Source organism: Rhodococcus sp. NPDC057014 (genome assembly GCF_042673295.1).
Taxonomy (GTDB): domain Bacteria; phylum Actinomycetota; class Actinomycetes; order Mycobacteriales; family Mycobacteriaceae; genus Rhodococcus_F.
In genome coordinates, this window is the sequence record NZ_JBHUSF010000171.1 from 1 (window position 1) to 18,254 (window position 18,254).

Below are 18,254 nucleotides of genomic sequence, written 5' to 3' on the forward strand. Positions count from 1 at the left end.
GTGCGCGAGCTGCGAAACCATGTTCGCCCCCGCATTGCACAACTCCAGTGTCGATGTCAGCGCCACATACTGCTCGGGGGTCGGAGCCAGCTTCACGACAACGATCCGCTTCACACCCTGCGCCTTTCCCTGCGGATGCCCTTTGGTCTATGTCACCGAGATGATGGCAGAGGTGTGTGACAAGTTCGGCGCAACGTTGACCGAGTTCACCGGAGAAACCGACCACGTCCTCTCGATCCACTACCCACCCACCGCGCAACTGTCCACCCTGGTCAACAGCCTCGAGGGCGTCTCGGCTCGTTACCTGCGCCAAGAGTTCCCCGACCACATCCGGAAATACCTGTGGGGAACTCACTTCTGGTCACCGTCCTACTTCGCCGCCTCCGCAGGCGGAGCCCCACTCGCCATCATCGCCGAGTACATCACCAACCAAAACGACCCGAACCCACGAAAGACCGCGACCCCGCTACGCACGATCGCGCAGTACAGAATCCGCTTCCTCCCGGCCCTGAAGGGCCAGGCTTCCTCTGATTAATCCGGTGACTTCGTGCAGGTCGGCGGTATTGGACGCGGTCGAAGCGCTGCCCGCCCTCGAACGGGAGACGCTCGCACTCGTGTTCTACCGGGGAATGTCCTGCGACGAGGTGGCGGCGACGATGAAGACCACCGTCGACGTCGTCCGGGACCGGCTCCACGAGGGCTCGCGCGCCCTGCTCGCCGGTGTCGGCGGTGGACTGTGAACCATCACGTGCCGATCGGCTGACCGAGCAGGCTCTGGCGTCGGCTCACATCAGTTCCCGCATCCGCTCGTGGAGGATGATGCGCCCCGCGGCCTCGATCAGCGCGAGGTGTGAGAACGCCTGCGGAAAATTCCCGAGATGGCGGCCGGTGCTCGTGTCGAACTCTTCGGCGTAGAGGCCGAGGGGAGAGCACACGCTGACCAGCCGCTCCATCAAATCGGTTGCCTCCTGCACCTGATCGACCACGGTCAGGGCCGACACCAGCCAGAACGAGCAGATGAGGAAACTGCCTTCCTTGCCCGACAGTCCGTCGTCGGTTTCGCCGGTGCGGTAGCGCAGGACGAATCCGTCCTCGGTGAGATCGCTGGCGATGGCGTCGACGGTGGCGCGCAGCCGGACGTCCCCGCGGGGAAGGAATCCGAAGACCGCGGCGAGCAGCGTCGACGCGTCCAGCGCCTCGGTGTCGTAGTGCTGCCGCAGCACCCCCTTCTTCACGCCGTGCGCGAGGATGTCGGCGCGGATCTCCTCGGCTGTGGCCCGCCAGGTGTCCTCGGCCGCCCGATCGCCGCGGATGCCTGCGATCTTCGACGCCCGGTCGAGTGCCACCCAGCACATCAGCTTCGACGACACATAGTGCTGCGGTGCGCCGCGAGCCTCCCAGATCCCCTGATCGGGGTTACGCCACACCGCCGAGGCGCACGCCGCCTGCTGCTGCACGAGCGGCCACAGCCGGCGGGGAAGGCGCTTACTGCGCACCGTGTGCAGCAGGATCGAGTCGAGGACGGCGCCGAACACGTCGTTCTGCCGCTGGTCGAACGCGCCGTTGCCGATCCGCACCGGGCGCGCGCCCGCATAGCCGGACAGGTCGTCGCGGGTCGACTCGGTGAGGTCGCGGGTGCCGTCGATTCCGTACATGATCTGCAGTGCGCAATCACCGTTCGACTCGAGGTCGGCGATGAATTGCATGAACTCGTCGGCCTCCCAGTCCAGGTTCAGGTAGTGCAGGGCCTGCAGCGTGAACGTGGAATCCCGCATCCACGTGTACCGGTAGTCCCAATTGCGTTCGCCGCCCGGGGTTTCCGGCAGGGATGTCGTGAGGGCTGCGACGGTGGCGCCGGTCGGCATGTACGTGAGGCCCTTGATGGTCAGGGCGGATCGCTGGATCGCCTCACGCCACCGATGGTCGGGGAAGCGGGCGTGACTGAACCAGCGCCGCCAGAACGCCGCGGTTGCATCGAGTTGTGAGGCGGCCTCTTCCGCCGTCCCCGGCGCGGCGAGTTCCGCCGCCCAGGTCAGCGCGCAGTACAGGGTTTCGCCCTTCTCGAGTATGTGGCGCGCGCGAACCCGTCCGCCCTCGATGCCGAGTGCCATGTCCGTCTGCAGGCGCAACGTGAGCCCCGCACCGCTCGCGTCGGCGGTGTGCCGATCGCCGTCCACGAGAACCCACTCCGCCGGTGCGCGTCCGTAGTCGAACACGGGCTCGCACACCAACTCCACCTCCACGCTGCCGTCGAGGCAGGTGACCGTGCGGACCAGCATGTGATCGGCGTCCTCGTCCGCCGGCGGCCTCGTGTGCGGGGTGACGGTGTCCTCACCGCGGGTCGGGCCCATCGTCAGCGCGCTGCGCACGTTCACCCACCCGGTCGGGGTGTTCCACACCGCCGAGATGATGTTGGTGCCCGGCTCGTACTGGCGGGACGCCGGAACGTTGAGGCCGAACGGGCCGAGCCGGAACATCCCGGCCTCGCGGTCGAGGAGGGAACCGAACACGCTGGGGGAGTCGAACCGGGGCACGCACAGCCAGTCGACGGAACCGTCCGGCGCGATCAGCGCCCCGGTGTGGCAGTTCGAGAGGAAGGCGTAGTCGGCGATCGGGGGGAACGGCGACGGCGCGGCCGCGCTCCGGGGCGGGGCATCGTCGTCCGAGGCAGTAGTCACGTTCGCGTCCCTCTCCCGGAGTGTCGGCTCCCTCCATGCTGCGGGTCGCGGCGCCGACGGTCATCACCCGGTTCGGGTGACCGGTCAGTCCCCGAGGACGGCCAGGTCGAGTCGGCGGACGCGATCCGGCTCCGCGATGACGTCGATCTCGGTGATCTTCCCGTCCACGATGGTGAACGCCAGCACCAGGTACAAGTGCCCGCGGGGAGCCATCACGAGCCCGGCCGACCCGTTCACCAGGGCCACCTGGGTGACCCGGGCCCGTTCCGCGGACGCGAGCGCGCCCTTGGCCACGACGCGGGCGCCCCGGATCACGAGAGGTCCCGGGGTGGGCCCGACAGCCGGATCGGCCCGGAGCACCACATCCGGATCGAGCAGAGCGACCAGCGCGTCGAAGTCGCCGCCGCGGGTGGCGGCCAGATAGGCGTCGACGACAGCTCGCCTGCGGTCCAGGTCGGCGGGGTCCGGCGCCGGCGACGCGCCCTTCACCCGCCGGCGGGCACGGCTGGCAAGTTGCCGCACCGCCTGGGAGGAGCGGCCCACGATGGGGGCGACGTCGTCGAACGGCACGTCGAACATGTCGTGCAGCACGAACGCGAGCCGCTCGGCCGGGGTCAGCGTGTCCAGCACGACCAGCAGCGCCAGCCCGACCGAGTCGGCCAGCATCGCTTCGTGTTCGGGGTCGCCGCCGTCGTCGTGGCCGACGGCCGGGTCGTGTGCCTGCACGTCGAGAGGTTCCTCGCGCCGCTGCTCGCGGGAGCGCAGCACGTTCAGGCACACCCGCGACACCACCGTGATCAGCCACGCCTCGAGGTTCTCCACCTCGCCGGTGTCCGCGCGGATCGTGCGCAGCCACGCTTCCTGGACGGCGTCGTCGGCCTCGCTCGCCGACCCCAGCATCCGGTACGCGACGGCCCGCAGTCGCGGCCGGTGTTCCTCGAAACGCTCGGTCAGCCGATCGCGGTCGCCCACCGTGTCACATTCCTTCCTCGCGGCGTGTCTCACAGGTAGACCCACCGAAAATTCTCACCGAAGAATCTGGAGAGATCATGACATCACCCATTCTCGTCACCGGCGGTACCGGCACGCTCGGACGCCAGGTCGTTCCACTGCTCCGGGCGGCGGGGCGCGACGTTCGCGTCCTCACCCGGCACGGCCGCGGCGCCGGCGACGGCGTTGCGTACCTGACCGGTGACCTGTTCGAGGGCAAGGGAATAGCGACCGCACTGGACGGCGTCGAGACCGTCCTGCACCTGGCGGGTGGCCCCAAGGGCGACGAGGTGGCGACCCGGCACCTGGTGGAGGCCGCCGCGCGCGCCGGGGTGCAGCACCTCGTCTACATCTCGGTGATCGGGGCCGACCGGGTTCCGCTCGGCTGGTTCACAGCCAAGCTGGCCGCGGAGCGAGCGGTGGCCGACTCAGGCCTGCCGTGGACGACGTTGCGCGCCGCCCAGTTTCACGAACTGGTGCTGAGCATGCTGCAGAAGATGGCGAAACTCCCGGTGATCCCGGTGCCGGGCGGCCTGCGCTTCCAGCCGGTCGACTCGGGGGAGGTGGCGGCGCGCCTGGTGGAACTGACGCTCGGCGCCCCGGCCGGCCTGGTTCCCGACCTACCCGGGCCGGCCGTGCACGGGATGGGCGAACTGGCGCGCAGCTACCTGCAGGCGACCGGCAGGCACCGGCTGACGATGCCGGTGCGGATGCCGGGAAAGGCGGGCCGCGCGTACCGGGACGGCGTCAACCTGTCGCTCGAGGCGACGACGGGCAAACGGACGTGGGAGGACTTTCTGGCCGCCTACCCGGCCATCTGACCGCCGGCGTCGCCGAGTTTCCCGCGCAGGTCCGCCAGGGTCTTGGTCAGCAGCCGGGACACCTGCATCTGCGAGACGCCCACCCGAGCGGCGATCTGCGACTGGGTCATGTTGCCGAAGAAGCGCAGGACGACGACGGTGCGTTCGAGGTCGGGGAGGGATCCCAGCAGCGGCTCGAGGACCACGTGGTCCTCGACGTGTGCGAGGGACGGGTCGACGTCGCCGATCGTCTCCGACAGCGGGCGCTCGTCCTCGCCGAGCGGGAAATCGACGGACAGGGTGCTGTAGGCGTCGGCGACCCGCAGACCCCGTAGCACCTCCTCCTTGCCGATCCCGAGGGCCTCGGCCAGTTCGCTCGCCGTCGGGGCGCGTCCGAGTGTGGTGGTCAGGTCGGTCGTCGCCGTGGTGAGGGAGAGGTGCAGTTCCTGCATGCTGCGGGGGACGCGCATCGCCCATCCCGTGTCGCGAAAGTGCCTGCGGACCTCGCCGGTGATGGTCGGGACGGCGTAGGACACGAAGTTCGCGCCGCAGCTCGAATCGAAACGGTCGACGGCCTTGACCAGACCGAGACGGGCGACCTGGATCAGGTCGTCGAGGGGTTCTCCGCGACCGAGGAAGCGCCGGGCGATGTGTTCGGCGAGCGGCAGGCACCGCTCGATCAGTCGCTGTCGCAGTAGTTCGCGGCGGGGGTCGGAGGCGGCGAGCCTGCTGATGGCCGCGCATTGCGCGGGCACGTCACGGTATTGGTCACGCTCGCGGCGGACGGTCTCCGGCCGTGCCCGCAGGTGCTCGCCCCGCGCGGCGTCGGCCGCGGGCGTGGTGCGATGCGCCGGCTTCGAGCGCGTGGGGATGCGATGGATGTCGTGCGATGGTTCGACGAGCGGGGTGGACACTGTCATGGCTCTGCCCTTCTCTGTCCTGCCGGCATCGGCGATGGCGTCGCTATTCGACGAGTGCGGGGGACGTATCGGCGGCCTCGTCGGCGAACATCGCCTCGATCCGGGCCTTGATTTCCTCGGTGCTCATCGTTGCTCCGCCTCGGGTGGCAGTGCTGGTGGCGGAAGCGTGAGATGCGGAGCTGGCGGGCATGGGCGCGGTGTCCTGTCGTGTGCGAAAAGCCGGTGTCGGGGGGAGGGCGGCAGCGTCGGGGCGTCCGGTCACGTCGGCAGCGACGAGAGGAGGGTGAGCGCGCTGAGAGCGAGTGTGGCGATCAGGCCGCCGGCGATCGCTCCGCCGCTGCCTGCGCCGAGGACGAGGACCTCCCCGTCGTGGGGAGCGCTCTGCGGATTGTGCGTGGTCATCGATTCTCCTTCGTGCCCGAACTGGTCGTGAGAACTTATCTGCTTCGAAGAATATAGATTTGTTCTACAGCGGTCGGACGGGAAGTTCAAGCCGAATTGGCAAGATTGCTGGTCCCTGGCACGCGGCGGTGTGGGCATTCCAGAGCGAACCTGCGCGCCCCGCGGCACATTGTGTCGTCCAGAGCTTGCTAAGATTGATGCGCCCTGAGAAGAAGGGAGACCCGGTGACGTCCTCTCATGTACCGCTTCGTTCGCAGCGGGGTGTGTACGGGATCTCGGTAACGTCGGAGCTGACGGGTATCGGACCGCAGACGCTGCGCCTGTACGAGCGGCGCGGGCTGATCACACCGACTCGCACGGGCGGTGGCACGCGCCGGTACAGCGAGGACGACGTCGCGCGCCTCCAGAAGATCACCGAACTCGTGGCCGCCGGAGTCAATCTCATCGGAATCGGCCAGATCCTCCGGCTCGAGGCCGAGAACGCGGTGCTCGCGGCCCGGAACGCCGAACTCGAGCAACTCGTCCGATCCGAGGTCTCGGACCGCGCCTGAGCGGCGCCTGATCAGCTCGCGGACTGGTCGTTGGTGGGGTTGAACTCGTCGAACGACGCGTCGGCCGACTGCCATTTACCTTCGGCCCGGGTGTCGGCGAAGGCGCGGTCGAATGCGTCGACCAGCCACGCGTGCCCGGCGGTGGCCAGCAATTCGTCGGACGAGCCGTCGGCGGCGCCCTGGTACAGGCTGACCCGCCACTCGGACGCGTCCTCGACGGCGTCGGTCAGTCCGTCGGCGGCATTGGACGCGAGAAGGTAGCGGTTGAACTCGAAGTCGACCCGGATCGCGTAGCCCGTACCGGTGTTGACCACATTGGCCGGTCGCTGCGTGGCCGCGGCGAGCGCCGTGAGGGCGTCACGGTAGCGATCTGCGTGTTCCTGAGTACGGGGCACCGTCTTCTCGTCTCTCGCACAGAGGCCGTGGCGCTCATGGCCACGACACCTCGGCGAATCCGTCCGGGGTCGGCGGCGGTTCGCGTTCGGTTCGGGTCCGAGATTACGTCACCCGATGCTCGTTCTGGCTGCTGCAGCCCAGGTATGAGGGGTTCGAAACGCAAAATCTATATCTCCAGTTGCAGATTCATTTAATTCGCGTGTTAACATCAGGTGTTCCTTAAGCAGAAGGGAGCCTGTTGTGACCATCGACGTCCTACCCCGTTCACGTCGCGGGGTCTACGGAATTGCGGTGACGTCGGAGCTGACGGGTATCGGCCCGCAGACTCTTCGCCTGTACGAGCGCCGCGGGTTGCTCACCCCGGCCCGGACCAGCGGCGGCACCCGCAGATACAGCGACGACGACCTGATCAGGTTGGCACGCATCGCTCAGCTCATGGACGACGGTGTGAACGTCGCCGGGATTCGGCGCATCCTCGCGCTCGAATCCGAGAACGCCGAACTGGCGTCACGGCTGGACGGGCCGGGCGGCACGCCCGGATAGCGATCCGCCGGCGCCGAGGAGGTGAATTCTGTACTCGACAGAGCTCCGGCTCTGGTCCGCATTCGACTCCAGACGGGACAAAAGAACCATGACCCTCACGGCCCACAATGCATTCCGCACCCACACTGCCCGGCACGCGAAGGACGGGCAGGTCGAACCCGACCGCCGCTTCTCGCTCGGAACCGCGCTCGTCGCCGCCCTCGTCGCAGCTGCGCCGGCGATGACCGTCACCGGTTCGGTCGTCCTCGCCGCCGCTACCGCCGGATCCGTTCTCGTCGGCGTCCTGCTCGCCGCCTTCCTGATCTCCAGCCTGATCTGACCGCGCCGGATCTGCTCAGCGGAGTTCGGCGAAGAATTCCCGGATGTCCGCGGTCAGAGTCTCGGGCTCTTCGAGTGCGGCGAAGTGGCCGCCGCGATCCTCGACGTCGGTCCACCGCGTGATCGCATGCTCCCGCTCCGCGTAGCGGCGGATGCCGACGTCGTGGGCGAAGACTATGACGGCGGTCGGGACGCCGGACACGGAATTGTCGGTGGCCCAAGAAGATTCCTGCATGTAGCCGACGTACGCGGCCGAGGAGGCGGTGTCGGTGAGCCAGTACAGCATGACGTTGGTGAGCAGGCGGTCGATGCCGATGACGTCGTGGGGAAGCGTCTCCCGCGGATACGTCCACTCGCGGAACTTGTCGACGATCCAGGCGAGCTGACCGACCGGTGAATCGGCGAGCGCGGCGCCGAGCGTCGCCGGTCGCGTGGACTGGATGGAGATGTAGCCGAACTCGTCGGTCATGAACCGCGACACCCGGCCCAGGCGGTCCTGCTCCAGCGGTGTCAGGCTCGCCCGTTCAGCCTCGTCCAACTCGTGGAACGGAACGCCGACGTTGCCGTTGAGGTGCACCCCGACCACCGCGTTCCGGGCGATGCGGGCGACCTCGGGCGAGACGCCGGCGCCGATGTCGCCGCCCTGGACCCCGTAACGGTCGTATCCGAGCCGGCCCATCAGCTCCGCCCACGCCCCGGCGATGCGGGTCATGTTCCAGCCCGATTCGCGGACCGGTCCGGAGAATCCGAATCCGGGCAGCGACGGCACGACCACGTGGAACGCGTCCTCGTGGTTGCCGCCGTGCGCCGCGGGGTCGGTGAGCGGCCCGATCACGTCGAGGAATTCGACGAACGAACCCGGCCAGCCGTGGGTGAGGACGAGGGGCAGGGCGTCCAGTTCGGGCGAGCGGACGTGCAGGAAGTGGATGTTCTGCCCGTCGATCTCGGTCACGAACTGCGGGATGGTGTTGAGTGATTTCTCCTGCGCCCGCCAGTCGAACTCGTCTCGCCAGTACGCGACGAGTTCGACCAGGTACGACGTGGGCACTCCCGTCGTCCAGTCGTCACCCGGGAGCGGGGTGCCGAACCGGGTCCGCGCGAGTCGATCGGCGAGATCGTCGAGTTGCGACTGCGCGATGTCGATGCGAAACGGTCGGATGGACTTCGTCGTGTCGGTCATGCAGACCACGCTACGAAGGATTGAGGACAGTTCCGGTCCTCGATCGAGAACGGGTCAGCAGGCCCCGGTCTTGGCGGCGTCGTAGGCCTGGATCATCTGGTCCTTGCGGTCCTGCGGAGCGTCCTTCCACTCCGCCGTCTCGGCCGACTGCGTGAAGAGGTCGTCGAGGGCCTTCGTGCGGTCGAACGTCTCGCCGCTCTGCTGCGCGCGGGCCTCGGCGCCGTTCGCGTACTGGAGGAGGCCCTTGCACAGGTCCGCGACCGCAGGCAGGTCCGCGGAGGACGCCTCGGTGGCCTCGGTCGTTGCGCTCGCCGGGGACTCGGCCTCGGTGGTGGTCGATTCGGAACTGCACGCCCCGAGCAGCAGGGCGGCCGGGATCAACAGCGCAACGATGGTTCGTGTCATGCGAAATGCATACCAGAGGCAGGTGTCGGTCAGTGTCGGCCGGTCGCTCCGAGGCCGTCCCGTGCGCGCAGTGGCAGCAGCCCCGCGAGCTGTCCGGCCACCTCGCCCGGCCGGTCGCCCAGTTCACTGACGACGACGTGATCCGCGCCGGCCGCGAGATGGCTGTGGACCCGCGCGACGATCGCGTCCGCATCGCCCCAGGCCACCAGGTCGTCGACCAGCCGGTTGCTCAGGCCCGAGATGTCGTCGGCAGTGAACCCCATCCGCGCGAAATTGGCGGCGTACCCGCCCACCCCGGAGAGGAACCGGAGAGGAACGCGGGCGGTGTCGCGGGAACGGGTCGCGTCGGTGTCCAGCACCGTCATCACCGAGACGATGAGCGTGGCGTCCGGGCCGAGGATGCGCCTGGCCTCGGCGGTGTATTCGGGTGTGACGAGGAGCAGGACGGCCCCCGCCGCCCGCTCCCGCGCGAGTTCCAGCTTGCGGCGGGCCCAGCGCGGCCAGGATCCGCCGCTCCGTCGGCACCGGCGGGTCGGCACGGTCGAGCCTGTCGAGGTACGCGTTCAGCGCGCGGAGCGGCCGGGGGATCTGCGGGCCGCCCAGTCCGACGACGAACCGGCCCGGCGCCGTGACCTGCAGATCGGCATGGAGGCGCGCGACCGGGATCGCGTCGTACACGTCGACGGGGATGATGCCGGTCGCGACCGGGATCGACTCGGTCGCCCGGACGACGGCCGAGATCCGGTCCAGACTGTCGATCTGGCCGCCCGCCAACCAGATCGCCGAATAGCCGAGGGATTCCAGCCGGGCCGCCTCGCCGAGATGTGTCTCGTCCGGTGCGATGTTCAGGGAGATGCCGATGGGTCCGAGGCCTTCGATGCGGGTCATGACCCGACCGTAAAACCTCGAGTTCGCTTCAGGTCAAGGCGTCAGGCGGGGCCGAGTGTGTAGTCGACGCCCGGGCGGTCGCCCTTGCCCTTGTTGAGCCAGCGCCCCGGCAACTTGCCTGCCAGTTCGCCGAGCGGTCCGACGGCGGCGCTGAGAACGCCCACCGTTTCCTGCAGCAGGTCGACGCTCGCGCTCATCCGCTCCAGGTTGGGCGCCAGGGCCGTCAACGTCTCGGACAGTGCCACGATCTGATCGAGTGGGCCGCCCTCGGCGATGAGGCGTTCGAACGCGCCGCCCTCCGACAGCAGTGTGTCGAGGATGCCGTTCTCGGCGAGCGCCCGGTCCACCAGTCCGCCCGGCGCCGTGAGCCGCTCGACCGCACCGTCCTGCGCGGTCAGCCGTTCGAGCGGGCCCTGCTCGGCGGTGAGACGGTCGAGCAGACCGTCCTTGGCGAGCAGCCGTTCCAGGGTGCCGTCCTCGGCCAGGACTCGGTCGAGCGGGCCGTCCTTGGCGAGGACGCGCTCGAGCGGGCCGCCCGGCTCGAGCAGTCGTTCGAGGGTGCCGCCCTCGGACGTGAGACGGTCGACGGGACCGCCCGGGGCGAGGAGCCGGTCGAGTGGACCGCCCGGTTGCAGTGCCTGCCCGAGCGGCCGGTCGTTGGCCGCCAGCGAGGACAGTTGGCTGATCACCTGCAACGGGCTGCCCTGGGTGCTCATGCCCGTGACCACGCCGGTCCCGGCGACCGCGGTCCGGACCGTCACGAGGGTGGCCTCGGCGATACCGAGACCGACATCGGCCGCCGCAATACCGGCGCGCACCGGGAGGGTCATCAACGACACCAGGTTCATGGGAATTACTGTAACCCGCAACACACAATCATCGAGCGTCCCGATCCGGTCAGTGCAGAGCCTTCAGCCCGACGACGCATCCCACGATGCCCAGGATCAGCAGAATCTTCACCGGCGTGGCACTCTCGGCGCCCGTCAGCATCGCGAACCCGACCGTCAGTGCCGCGCCGATGCCGACCCACACCGCGTACGACGTTCCGGTGGGGAGACTGCGCATCGCGTAGGCCAGACCCGCCATGCTGAAGACCAGGGCGACGCCGAAGACGATGCTGGGGCCGAGCTTGCCGAACCCTTCCGACCGGCCGAGTGCGGTCGCCCAGACGGCCTCCAGAACCCCCGACAGCACGAGCACGATCCACGCCATGACACACCTCCGGGCACCGTCTTGTCGCTGGCCGGGTACGGTGCGCTCGTCCGGATGTCGTGTCGACGTCTTCCACGGTACCCAACGAGGCGCTCCGCGCCCGTGAGTGGTGAGCGACTCCACAGACTCGCTTCGCGCGCACGGCACGGGAATACACCGAATATCTCGCAGATCGAAACCTGCTGACTTATTGTCGAGCGCGACAGTGAATTCTGTGCGTATACCACGGAAGATAACGAGGAACATCATGATGCTCGGACTGCTCGCCGCAATCAACAGCGCTTTCACCCTCGGACTCGCCAACACGATCGGCACGTTCGGTGGAGTGGTGCTCAACATGAACGTCGTCGCCTGAACTTCCTGCCTGTCAAGACAACTCCGCCACTGCAACCCCGCCGTCGGCTCGATGGCGGGGTTGTCGCGTGTGCGGCGACCGTGAGCGCCGGGGCGCGGGAGCGCAACTGTCCCATCCTCGCTCATGCGCCCGGAATTTCACCCTTTTTCGCTCGAGAAGAATGGGTGATTTTATTCAGGGAAATTGCGTGCGCGTGTCGCCACGAATTCGTCGAACGTGACTTAGTGTCATCCGCAACGCGCACGGACAGCGCGCACACACCCCGTCACCGGGGCGACGATGGAGGTCATGATGCTGGGACTGCTCGGGGCGCTCAACAGTGGTGTCACACTCGGATTGGCCAACACGATCCTGACGTTCGGCGGGGTAGTGTTCAACCTCAATATCGTCGTCAACTGACGATCGGAATCCGTCCGGACGGGGCCGGCCGCACCGGCTCACAGGAACCTCCCAGGAAACGTGCAGCGACGATCCAGCGTCACGAGTGATGATGGGTTGCGTGAACGATAAGCCTGTCGAAGCCCGCGTCCTCGTCGTCGACGACGAACCGAACATCCTCGAGTTGCTCTCCGTGAGTCTCCGATTCCAGGGATTCGAGGTGGCGACGGCGTCGACCGGGGCCGAGGGACTCGACACGGCGCGCACCTTCCGCCCGGACGCCGTCATTCTCGACGTCATGATGCCGGGAATGGACGGGTTCGGCCTGCTCAAGCGGTTGCGGGCCGACGGTGTGGACGCGCCGGTGCTGTTCCTCACCGCGAAGGACGCGGTGGAGGACAAGATCAGTGGCCTCACCCTCGGCGCGGACGACTACGTCACCAAGCCGTTCAGTCTCGAAGAAGTGGTGACCCGGTTGCGCGTCATCCTCCGGCGGGCGGGCAAGGTGTCGGTGGAGGAGCAGTCGGCCCGCATCAAATTCGCCGACATCGAACTCGACGACGACACGCGTGAGGTGTGGAAGGCGGGCGACCTGGTGTCGCTGTCGCCGACGGAGTTCACACTGCTGCGGTACTTCATGGTCAACGCCGGCACGGTGCTGAGCAAGCCGCGGATCCTCGACCACGTCTGGAACTACGACTTCGGCGGTGAGGTCGGGGTGGTCGAGTCGTACGTGTCCTACCTCCGCCGCAAGGTCGACACCGGCGAGACACCGCTGATCCACACCCTCCGCGGCGTCGGCTACGTGATGCGCGAACCGCGGCGATGATCGCGCCCGCGGCTCCGCAGGAGTCGGCCGAGACCGTCGCCGCTGTCCCGAACGGGCTTGCGCGACGGTGGATCCGCGCGATGCCACTACGCATCACCCTCGTCGGCGCCGTGCTCCTGCTCGCTGCGCTCGGGCTTCTCGCGTCCGGTGTCGCGGTGACGTCGGCACTCGAGAATTCGCTGACCAACCGCGTCGACCACCAACTCCACGAGGCCGCTCAGGGGTGGGCGAAGCCCGGCAAGTCGCGCCCGCTGCCGCCGCCCGACGAACCGAATCCCGGACGTCCGCCGAGCCCGTTCTACGTCCGCACGACATTGGCCAACGGCACCGTGCTGCGGGAGATCAACGACGAATCCGTCTCGCCCGCACTGCCCGAGGACCCGGCGTCCGTGCCCGTGACGGTCGGCTCGACCGACGGTTCCGACGTGCGGTGGCGGGTGCTGACCACCACCGCGCCGGACGGCACCGAGACGACCGTCGCGATGACACTCACCGAGAACGACGAAACCGTGAACCGGCTGGCCGTGCTGCAACTCATCATCGGTGTGGTGGTGCTGATCGTGCTGGGAGTGGTCGCGTACTTCGTGGTCCGGCGCAGTCTGCGCCCCCTCGTCGAGGTGGAGGAGACCGCCGCGGCGATCGCGTCGGGAGACCTGCACCGGCGCGTCCCGGAACGGGACGACCGTACCGAGATCGGGCGACTGTCCGTGGCGCTCAACGGAATGCTCGCGCAGATCCAGCACGCGTTCGCCGCCACCGAGGCGTCGGAGGAGTCGGCGCGACGGTCCGAGGAGAAGATGCGGCGCTTCGTCGCCGACGCGAGTCACGAACTGCGCACCCCGCTCACCACCATCCGAGGCTTCGCCGAACTGTATCGACAGGGCGCGATGACCGACACCGAAACCCTGATGAGCCGCATCGAAGGGGAAGCATCGCGGATGGGTCTCCTGGTGGAAGACCTGCTGATGCTCGCCCGGCTCGATGCCCAGCGCCCCCTCGAGGCCCGGCCCGTCGACCTGCTGTCGGTGGCGTCCGACGCCGTGCACGGGGCGCGTGCCGTCGCCCCCGAGCGGTCCATCGCCCTCGACGTCCGCCCCGGGCCCGGGACACCGGAGGTGATCGGTGACGAGGCCCGGCTGCGGCAGGTCCTCGGCAACCTGCTCGCCAACGCCGTCAAACACACACCCGCCACCGCGGACGTGACGGTGCGGCTCGGCACCACCGAGCACAGCGTCGTGCTCGAGGTGACCGACACCGGACCCGGACTGACCGAGGAAGACGCGGCCCGGGTATTCGAGAGGTTCTACCGCACCGACGCGTCCCGCACCCGGGAGAGCGGGGGCAGCGGTCTCGGCCTGTCGATCGTCGCGGCCCTGGTCGCCGCCCACCGCGGGTCGGTGACCGTCGACAGCCGGCCCGGCGAAGGTGCCACGTTCCGGGTGGAACTTCCGCGGTCGAGCTGACCGTCAGTCGGGGACGTTGTCCCCGTGGCCGAGTTCGCGCAGCGCCGCCTTGATCTTCGCCTGCGCCTCCTCGAGCGATTCCTGCGACGGGTTCTGCTCGGCGTTGCTGATGTTGAAATCGCCGAGGTCGTAAGCGGGGAAGACGTGCAGGTGCAGGTGGGGCACCTCGAGGCCGGCGATCAGCAGTCCCGCGCGCGGTGCGTCGAACGCCGGGCGGACGGCCTGCCCGATCGTGCGGGCCACGTCCATGACCTTGTTCCAGATCGCTCCGTCGACGTCCTGCCACTGGTCCACCTCCTCGCGGGGCACGACGAGGGTGTGGCCCTGGGTGACGGGCGCGATGGTGAGGAACGCGACGACGTCCTCGTCCTCCCACACGAACCGTCCGGGCAGATCTCCGTTGATGATGGCGCTGAATACAGATCCCATGGCCGCCATTATGCGGCTTCGCCCCCGTGAGTACTTATTAACCTCGGGCGGTTAATAAGTACTCACGGGTGCGAAGCGCACAGGAAACTCCCAGCCTCCGCCCAGAGTCATCGGAGCGTCCGGGCCGACTCTTGGACGCATGACGACGAATTCCCTCTCCCGCGCACCGGGCGCCATGGGACGACTCGAGACTTCCGGAACCTCCGAGACCGCGCCCGTGCTCGACGTTGTCGTGCCGGTCTACAACGAGGAAGCCGGACTCGAACGTTGCGTGCGCCGACTGCGGCGGCACCTCGACGAGACCGTTCCCTACACCGCCCGCATCACCATCGCCGACAATGCCAGCGTCGACGCCACCCTCGCCGTGGCCCACCGCCTGGCCGCCGAGATCGACGGCGTCCACGTCGTGCACCTCGACGAGAAGGGACGCGGCCGCGCTCTGCGTGCGGTGTGGAGTGCCTCCGACGCCGAGGTGGTGGCGTACATGGACGTCGACCTGTCGACGGACCTCAACGCCCTGATGCCGCTGATCGCCCCGCTGCTGTCGGGGCATTCGGACCTCGCCATCGGGTCCCGGCTCGCCCGCTCCTCGCGGGTGGTCCGGGGCCCGAAGCGCGAGTTCATCTCCCGCAGCTACAACCTCATCCTCCGCAGCGCGCTGCACGCGCGGTTCTCCGACGCGCAGTGCGGGTTCAAGGCGATGCGCGCGGACGTCGCGCAGCGCCTGCTGCCGCTGGTCGAGGACACCGGATGGTTCTTCGACACGGAGCTGCTGGTGCTCGCCGAACGCGCGGGCCTGCGCATCCACGAGGTCCCCGTCGACTGGGTGGACGACCCGGACAGTCGCGTCGACATCGTCGCGACCGCCGTCGCCGACCTCAAGGGCGTGTGGCGGGTGGGCCGCGCGCTGTCCAGCGGATCGCTCCCGATCGGTAGCCTGCGGGACAGTTTCGGGCGCGAGCCGCTGGTGCCCGGGGTTCCCCGCGGCATGGTCGGGCAGCTGGCCCGGTTCGCCGTGATCGGTGTCGCGTCCACCGTCGCGTACGCGCTGCTGTATCTGATCCTGCATCCGGTCCTGGGCGCGCAGTGGGCCAACGCCGTCTCACTGCTCGTCACGGCCGTGCTCAACACGGCCGCGAACCGCGCGTTCACGTTCGGTGTCCGCGGATCCGACGGCGCGGCCCGGCATCAGCTGCAGGGACTACTCGTGTTCGCCTTCGGGCTGATACTCACCAGCGGTTCGCTGTACATCCTGCACTCGGCGGCCCCGGACGTGTCCAAGCACGTCGAACTCGCCGTTCTCGTTCTCGCCAATCTCGTTGCCACCATCAGCCGTTTCATAGCCCTTCGCTGGGTGTTCCGGAACGCTCGCACCGAAGGAGCTCACGCATGACGACGACCCTCGAACAACCGAAGGTCGACACGGCCGAACCACCCCCCGCCCGGCGGAGGTGGGAGCCCTGGGCACTCGCCGCTCTCCTGGTCGGGACCGCGGTCGCGTACATCTGGGGACTCGGCGCCTCCGGCTGGGCCAACTCGTTCTATGCCGCCGCGGTGCAAGCGGGTTCGGAGTCGTGGAAGGCGTTCTTCTTCGGTTCCTCCGACGCCGCCAACTCCATCACCGTCGACAAGCCCCCGATGTCGCTGTGGGTGATGTCGCTGTCGGTCCGGATCTTCGGCCTCAACACCTGGGCCATGCTGGTACCGCAGGCGCTGCTCGGCGTCGGTTCCGTCGCCCTGCTGTACGCGACGGTGAAGCGGTGGTTGGGCGCCCCTGCGGGTCTGCTCGCCGGCCTGGTGCTCGCGCTGACGCCGATCGCGGTGCTGATGTTCCGATTCAACAACCCCGATGCACTGCTGGTGCTGCTGATGATCGCGTCCGTGTGGGCGCTGCTGCGCGCCGTGGAAGACGGACGCACCCGGTGGATGGTGCTGACCGGCGTGTTCGTCGGGTTGGGTTTCCTCACCAAGCAGCTTCAGGTGATGCTCGTCGTCCCGCCGCTCGCCCTGACCTACCTCTTCGCGGGACCGCCGAAGTTCGGCAAGCGCCTCGCCCAGTGCTTCGCGGCGCTCGGCGCGATGATCGTCTCCGCGGGCTGGTGGTTGCTGACCGTCGAGCTGTGGCCGGCGTCGTCGCGGCCCTGGATCGGCGGTTCGCAGAACAACTCGATCCTCGAACTCACCCTCGGCTACAACGGTCTCGGCCGGTTGAACGGTGAGGAGACGGGCAGCGTCACGCCCGGTGGCGGTGCGCGGGGCGAAGCCGGAGCGGCAATGGGCGACGCCATGGCGGACGGGGGCTTCCCCGGAGGCGGCCCCGGCGGTGGCGGCGGAATGTGGGGCAGCACCGGCATCACGCGCATGTTCGAGTCGGCTCAGGGCGGTCAGATCGCCTGGCTGATCCCGGCCGCGCTGATCCTGCTCGTCGCCGGTCTCGCAGTGCGCGGCAGGGCGGCACGCACCGACACGCAACGTGCGTCGTTCCTCGTGTGGGGACTGTGGCTGCTCGTCACCGGACTGACGTTCAGCTTCATGGCCGGAATTTTCCACGCGTACTACACCGTCGCGCTCGCACCGGCCGTGGCCGCGCTGGTGGCGATCGGTTCGGTGACGCTGTGGCGTCGACGCGACAGCCTGTGGGTGCGGGCGGTTCTCGCCGTGACACTCTTGGCCACCGCCGCGATGTCCTGGGTTCTGCTCGGGCGCAGTGCGTCGTTCGCGCCGTGGCTGAAGTGGGCCGTGGTCGTCGTCGGCATCGTCGCCGCGGTTGCCGTGCTGATCCCGGCGCTGACCCGGGGCCGGATCGCGGCCGTCGTCACGCTGGCCGCGCTGTTCACCGGGCTCGCCGGACCGGCGGCGTACGCCGTCGACACGATCGCGACGCCGCACACCGGTTCGATCGTCTCGGCCGGACCCACCGTCGAAGGCGGTCGTGGCTTCGGCGGAATGGGTGGCCCCGGTGGCATGGACGGTGCCGGACGCATGGGCGGGCGCACCGACGGCGCAGCCGCGCCCACGATGCCGGGCGGTGCAGCTCCCGGCATCGCTCCCGGTGCCACCTTCGGCGCAAGCGCCACCGACAGCATGGGTGGTATGGGTGCCATGGGCGGCGCCGCAGGGGGACTGCTGTCCGGTAGCAACCCGAGCGCGGAACTCGTGGCGTTGCTGGAACAGGATGCCGGCAACTACACCTGGGTGGCGGCGGCGATCGGTTCCAACAGTGCGTCGGGCTACCAGCTGGCCACCGAGGATCCGGTCATGCCGATCGGCGGGTTCAACGGCAGCGATCCGTCGCCCACGCTCGAGCAGTTCCAGCAGTACGTGGCCGACGGGAAGATCCACTACTTCATCGCCGGCGGCCGAGGCGGCGGAATGGGTGGCGACGGCACCGCGTCGGAGATCTCCGCGTGGGTGCAGGCGAACTTCACCGCCGTCACCGTGGACGGCGTGACCCTGTACGACCTCACGTCCTGACCGAAACCCCCTGTGAGTACTTGTTAACCGCCCGCGGTTAACA

General features: G+C 68.5%; 22 protein-coding genes, 1 pseudogene and 1 riboswitch. Of the genes and pseudogenes, 10 read left to right on the top strand and 13 right to left on the bottom strand.

Going from position 1 to position 18,254, the window contains the following annotated elements; translation table 11 throughout:
• Together tnpA and ACFTZB_RS27585 are read left to right on the top strand one after the other, a co-directional pair.
• The coding region (gene tnpA, locus ACFTZB_RS27580; RefSeq protein WP_378436048.1) for an IS200/IS605 family transposase at positions 1-535 on the top strand (535 nt) is incomplete at its 5' end.
• A 4-nt stretch (positions 536-539) separates the two neighbouring features.
• Complete coding sequence (locus ACFTZB_RS27585; RefSeq protein WP_378436050.1) at positions 540-740, top strand: RNA polymerase sigma factor; 201 nt, start codon at positions 540-542, stop codon at positions 738-740.
• A gap of 45 nt (positions 741-785) precedes the next feature.
• Here the strand turns inward: ACFTZB_RS27585 and ACFTZB_RS27590 are convergent, their stop codons facing one another.
• On the bottom strand, positions 786-2,678 hold the full coding sequence (locus ACFTZB_RS27590) for a glycoside hydrolase family 15 protein (RefSeq protein WP_378436052.1): 1,893 nt from the start codon (positions 2,676-2,678) through the stop codon (positions 786-788).
• An 84-nt stretch (positions 2,679-2,762) separates the two neighbouring features.
• The gene (locus ACFTZB_RS27595; RefSeq protein WP_378436054.1) at positions 2,763-3,650 is read right to left on the bottom strand and encodes a sigma-70 family RNA polymerase sigma factor; all 888 of its coding nucleotides are present in this window, start codon (positions 3,648-3,650) and stop codon (positions 2,763-2,765) included.
• 77 nt (positions 3,651-3,727) lie between these two features.
• On the opposite strand from ACFTZB_RS27595, the gene ACFTZB_RS27600 reads away from it, so the two are divergent.
• Positions 3,728-4,489 (top strand): SDR family oxidoreductase, encoded by a 762-nt coding sequence (locus tag ACFTZB_RS27600; RefSeq protein ID WP_378436056.1) that lies wholly within the window; start codon positions 3,728-3,730, stop codon positions 4,487-4,489.
• Here the strand turns inward: ACFTZB_RS27600 and ACFTZB_RS27605 are convergent.
• The 3 genes from ACFTZB_RS27605 to ACFTZB_RS27615 all read right to left on the bottom strand — a co-directional run bounded on the left by ACFTZB_RS27605 (position 4,474) and on the right by ACFTZB_RS27615 (position 5,790).
• Complete coding sequence (locus tag ACFTZB_RS27605) at positions 4,474-5,388, bottom strand: SigB/SigF/SigG family RNA polymerase sigma factor (RefSeq protein ID WP_378436058.1); 915 nt, start codon at positions 5,386-5,388, stop codon at positions 4,474-4,476. The two genes, ACFTZB_RS27600 and ACFTZB_RS27605, sit on opposite strands and share 16 nt — an antisense overlap.
• Before the next feature lie 43 nt (positions 5,389-5,431).
• Positions 5,432-5,578, bottom strand: a complete 147-nt coding sequence (locus ACFTZB_RS27610) for a hypothetical protein (RefSeq protein ID WP_378436060.1) — start codon at positions 5,576-5,578, stop codon at positions 5,432-5,434.
• Positions 5,579-5,646: 68 nt separating this feature from the next.
• A complete protein-coding gene (locus tag ACFTZB_RS27615; protein WP_378436062.1) occupies positions 5,647-5,790 on the bottom strand; it encodes a hypothetical protein in 144 nt (47 codons plus the stop codon).
• Between the two features lie 224 nt (positions 5,791-6,014).
• On the opposite strand from ACFTZB_RS27615, the gene ACFTZB_RS27620 reads away from it, so the two are divergent.
• Complete coding sequence (locus tag ACFTZB_RS27620) at positions 6,015-6,341, top strand: helix-turn-helix transcriptional regulator (protein WP_378436064.1); 327 nt, start codon at positions 6,015-6,017, stop codon at positions 6,339-6,341.
• A gap of 11 nt (positions 6,342-6,352) precedes the next feature.
• Here ACFTZB_RS27620 and ACFTZB_RS27625 read toward each other — a convergent pair whose 3' ends face one another.
• Positions 6,353-6,736 carry a hypothetical protein gene (locus ACFTZB_RS27625; protein ID WP_378436066.1) on the bottom strand — a complete coding sequence of 128 codons (384 nt, stop codon included), beginning with the start codon at positions 6,734-6,736 and terminating at the stop codon, positions 6,353-6,355.
• A 241-nt stretch (positions 6,737-6,977) separates the two neighbouring features.
• On the opposite strand from ACFTZB_RS27625, the gene ACFTZB_RS27630 reads away from it, so the two are divergent.
• Positions 6,978-7,280, top strand: a complete 303-nt coding sequence (locus ACFTZB_RS27630) for a MerR family transcriptional regulator (protein WP_378436068.1) — start codon at positions 6,978-6,980, stop codon at positions 7,278-7,280.
• An 88-nt stretch (positions 7,281-7,368) separates the two neighbouring features.
• The gene (locus tag ACFTZB_RS27635) at positions 7,369-7,599 is read left to right on the top strand and encodes a hypothetical protein (protein ID WP_378436070.1); all 231 of its coding nucleotides are present in this window, start codon (positions 7,369-7,371) and stop codon (positions 7,597-7,599) included.
• 15 nt (positions 7,600-7,614) lie between these two features.
• Here ACFTZB_RS27635 and ACFTZB_RS27640 read toward each other — a convergent pair whose 3' ends face one another.
• The 6 genes and pseudogenes from ACFTZB_RS27640 to ACFTZB_RS27665 all read right to left on the bottom strand — a co-directional run bounded on the left by ACFTZB_RS27640 (position 7,615) and on the right by ACFTZB_RS27665 (position 11,283).
• Complete coding sequence (locus ACFTZB_RS27640) at positions 7,615-8,778, bottom strand: epoxide hydrolase family protein (protein WP_378436072.1); 1,164 nt, start codon at positions 8,776-8,778, stop codon at positions 7,615-7,617.
• A 54-nt stretch (positions 8,779-8,832) separates the two neighbouring features.
• On the bottom strand, positions 8,833-9,183 hold the full coding sequence (locus ACFTZB_RS27645) for a hypothetical protein (RefSeq protein ID WP_124395682.1): 351 nt from the start codon (positions 9,181-9,183) through the stop codon (positions 8,833-8,835).
• Positions 9,184-9,212: 29 nt separating this feature from the next.
• Positions 9,213-9,722: a hypothetical protein gene (locus ACFTZB_RS27650; RefSeq protein ID WP_378436086.1), complete on the bottom strand. Its 510-nt coding sequence runs from the start codon at positions 9,720-9,722 to the stop codon at positions 9,213-9,215.
• Positions 9,723-9,840: 118 nt separating this feature from the next.
• Positions 9,841-10,071: pseudogene (locus tag ACFTZB_RS27655) on the bottom strand (LLM class F420-dependent oxidoreductase); the annotation flags it as partial.
• A gap of 41 nt (positions 10,072-10,112) precedes the next feature.
• On the bottom strand, positions 10,113-10,919 hold the full coding sequence (locus ACFTZB_RS27660; RefSeq protein ID WP_378436073.1) for an ABC transporter: 807 nt from the start codon (positions 10,917-10,919) through the stop codon (positions 10,113-10,115).
• A 49-nt stretch (positions 10,920-10,968) separates the two neighbouring features.
• On the bottom strand, positions 10,969-11,283 hold the full coding sequence (locus ACFTZB_RS27665; protein ID WP_378436075.1) for a DMT family transporter: 315 nt from the start codon (positions 11,281-11,283) through the stop codon (positions 10,969-10,971).
• Between the two features lie 10 nt (positions 11,284-11,293).
• A riboswitch (guanidine-III (ykkC-III) riboswitch) is annotated at positions 11,294-11,355 on the bottom strand.
• 773 nt (positions 11,356-12,128) lie between these two features.
• Between ACFTZB_RS27665 and ACFTZB_RS27670 the strand changes: the two genes are divergently transcribed.
• The gene (locus tag ACFTZB_RS27670) at positions 12,129-12,845 is read left to right on the top strand and encodes a response regulator transcription factor (RefSeq protein ID WP_167372175.1); all 717 of its coding nucleotides are present in this window, start codon (positions 12,129-12,131) and stop codon (positions 12,843-12,845) included.
• A gap of 80 nt (positions 12,846-12,925) precedes the next feature.
• A complete protein-coding gene (locus ACFTZB_RS27675; RefSeq protein WP_378436084.1) occupies positions 12,926-14,308 on the top strand; it encodes a sensor histidine kinase in 1,383 nt (460 codons plus the stop codon).
• 3 nt (positions 14,309-14,311) lie between these two features.
• Here ACFTZB_RS27675 and ACFTZB_RS27680 read toward each other — a convergent pair whose 3' ends face one another.
• On the bottom strand, positions 14,312-14,737 hold the full coding sequence (locus ACFTZB_RS27680; RefSeq protein ID WP_378436078.1) for an HIT family protein: 426 nt from the start codon (positions 14,735-14,737) through the stop codon (positions 14,312-14,314).
• A 139-nt stretch (positions 14,738-14,876) separates the two neighbouring features.
• Between ACFTZB_RS27680 and ACFTZB_RS27685 the strand changes: the two genes are divergently transcribed.
• Both ACFTZB_RS27685 and ACFTZB_RS27690 read left to right on the top strand, forming a co-directional pair.
• Complete coding sequence (locus ACFTZB_RS27685; protein WP_378436080.1) at positions 14,877-16,130, top strand: glycosyltransferase; 1,254 nt, start codon at positions 14,877-14,879, stop codon at positions 16,128-16,130.
• Positions 16,127-18,211: an ArnT family glycosyltransferase gene (locus ACFTZB_RS27690; protein WP_378436082.1), complete on the top strand. Its 2,085-nt coding sequence runs from the start codon at positions 16,127-16,129 to the stop codon at positions 18,209-18,211. Before ACFTZB_RS27685 ends, ACFTZB_RS27690 begins: the two co-directional genes overlap by 4 nt.
• The last annotated feature ends 43 nt before the right edge of the window (positions 18,212-18,254 follow it).

Bases quoted from the DNA above. Each gene is read 5' to 3' on its own strand.
- ACFTZB_RS27600 (WP_378436056.1), top strand. From the start codon at position 3,728: ATGACATCACCCATTCTCGTCACCGGCGGTACCGGCACGCTCGGACGC.
- ACFTZB_RS27605 (WP_378436058.1), bottom strand. From the start codon at position 5,388: ATGACAGTGTCCACCCCGCTCGTCGAACCATCGCACGACATCCATCGC.
- ACFTZB_RS27610 (WP_378436060.1), bottom strand. From the start codon at position 5,578: ATGCCCGCCAGCTCCGCATCTCACGCTTCCGCCACCAGCACTGCCACC.
- ACFTZB_RS27615 (WP_378436062.1), bottom strand. From the start codon at position 5,790: ATGACCACGCACAATCCGCAGAGCGCTCCCCACGACGGGGAGGTCCTC.
- ACFTZB_RS27635 (WP_378436070.1), top strand. From the start codon at position 7,369: ATGACCCTCACGGCCCACAATGCATTCCGCACCCACACTGCCCGGCAC.
- ACFTZB_RS27640 (WP_378436072.1), bottom strand. From the start codon at position 8,778: ATGACCGACACGACGAAGTCCATCCGACCGTTTCGCATCGACATCGCG.
- ACFTZB_RS27645 (WP_124395682.1), bottom strand. From the start codon at position 9,183: ATGACACGAACCATCGTTGCGCTGTTGATCCCGGCCGCCCTGCTGCTC.
- ACFTZB_RS27660 (WP_378436073.1), bottom strand. From the start codon at position 10,919: ATGAACCTGGTGTCGTTGATGACCCTCCCGGTGCGCGCCGGTATTGCG.
- ACFTZB_RS27665 (WP_378436075.1), bottom strand. From the start codon at position 11,283: ATGGCGTGGATCGTGCTCGTGCTGTCGGGGGTTCTGGAGGCCGTCTGG.
- ACFTZB_RS27670 (WP_167372175.1), top strand. From the start codon at position 12,129: ATGGGTTGCGTGAACGATAAGCCTGTCGAAGCCCGCGTCCTCGTCGTC.
- ACFTZB_RS27675 (WP_378436084.1), top strand. From the start codon at position 12,926: ATGCCACTACGCATCACCCTCGTCGGCGCCGTGCTCCTGCTCGCTGCG.
- ACFTZB_RS27680 (WP_378436078.1), bottom strand. From the start codon at position 14,737: ATGGGATCTGTATTCAGCGCCATCATCAACGGAGATCTGCCCGGACGG.
- ACFTZB_RS27685 (WP_378436080.1), top strand. From the start codon at position 14,877: ATGACGACGAATTCCCTCTCCCGCGCACCGGGCGCCATGGGACGACTC.
- ACFTZB_RS27690 (WP_378436082.1), top strand. From the start codon at position 16,127: ATGACGACGACCCTCGAACAACCGAAGGTCGACACGGCCGAACCACCC.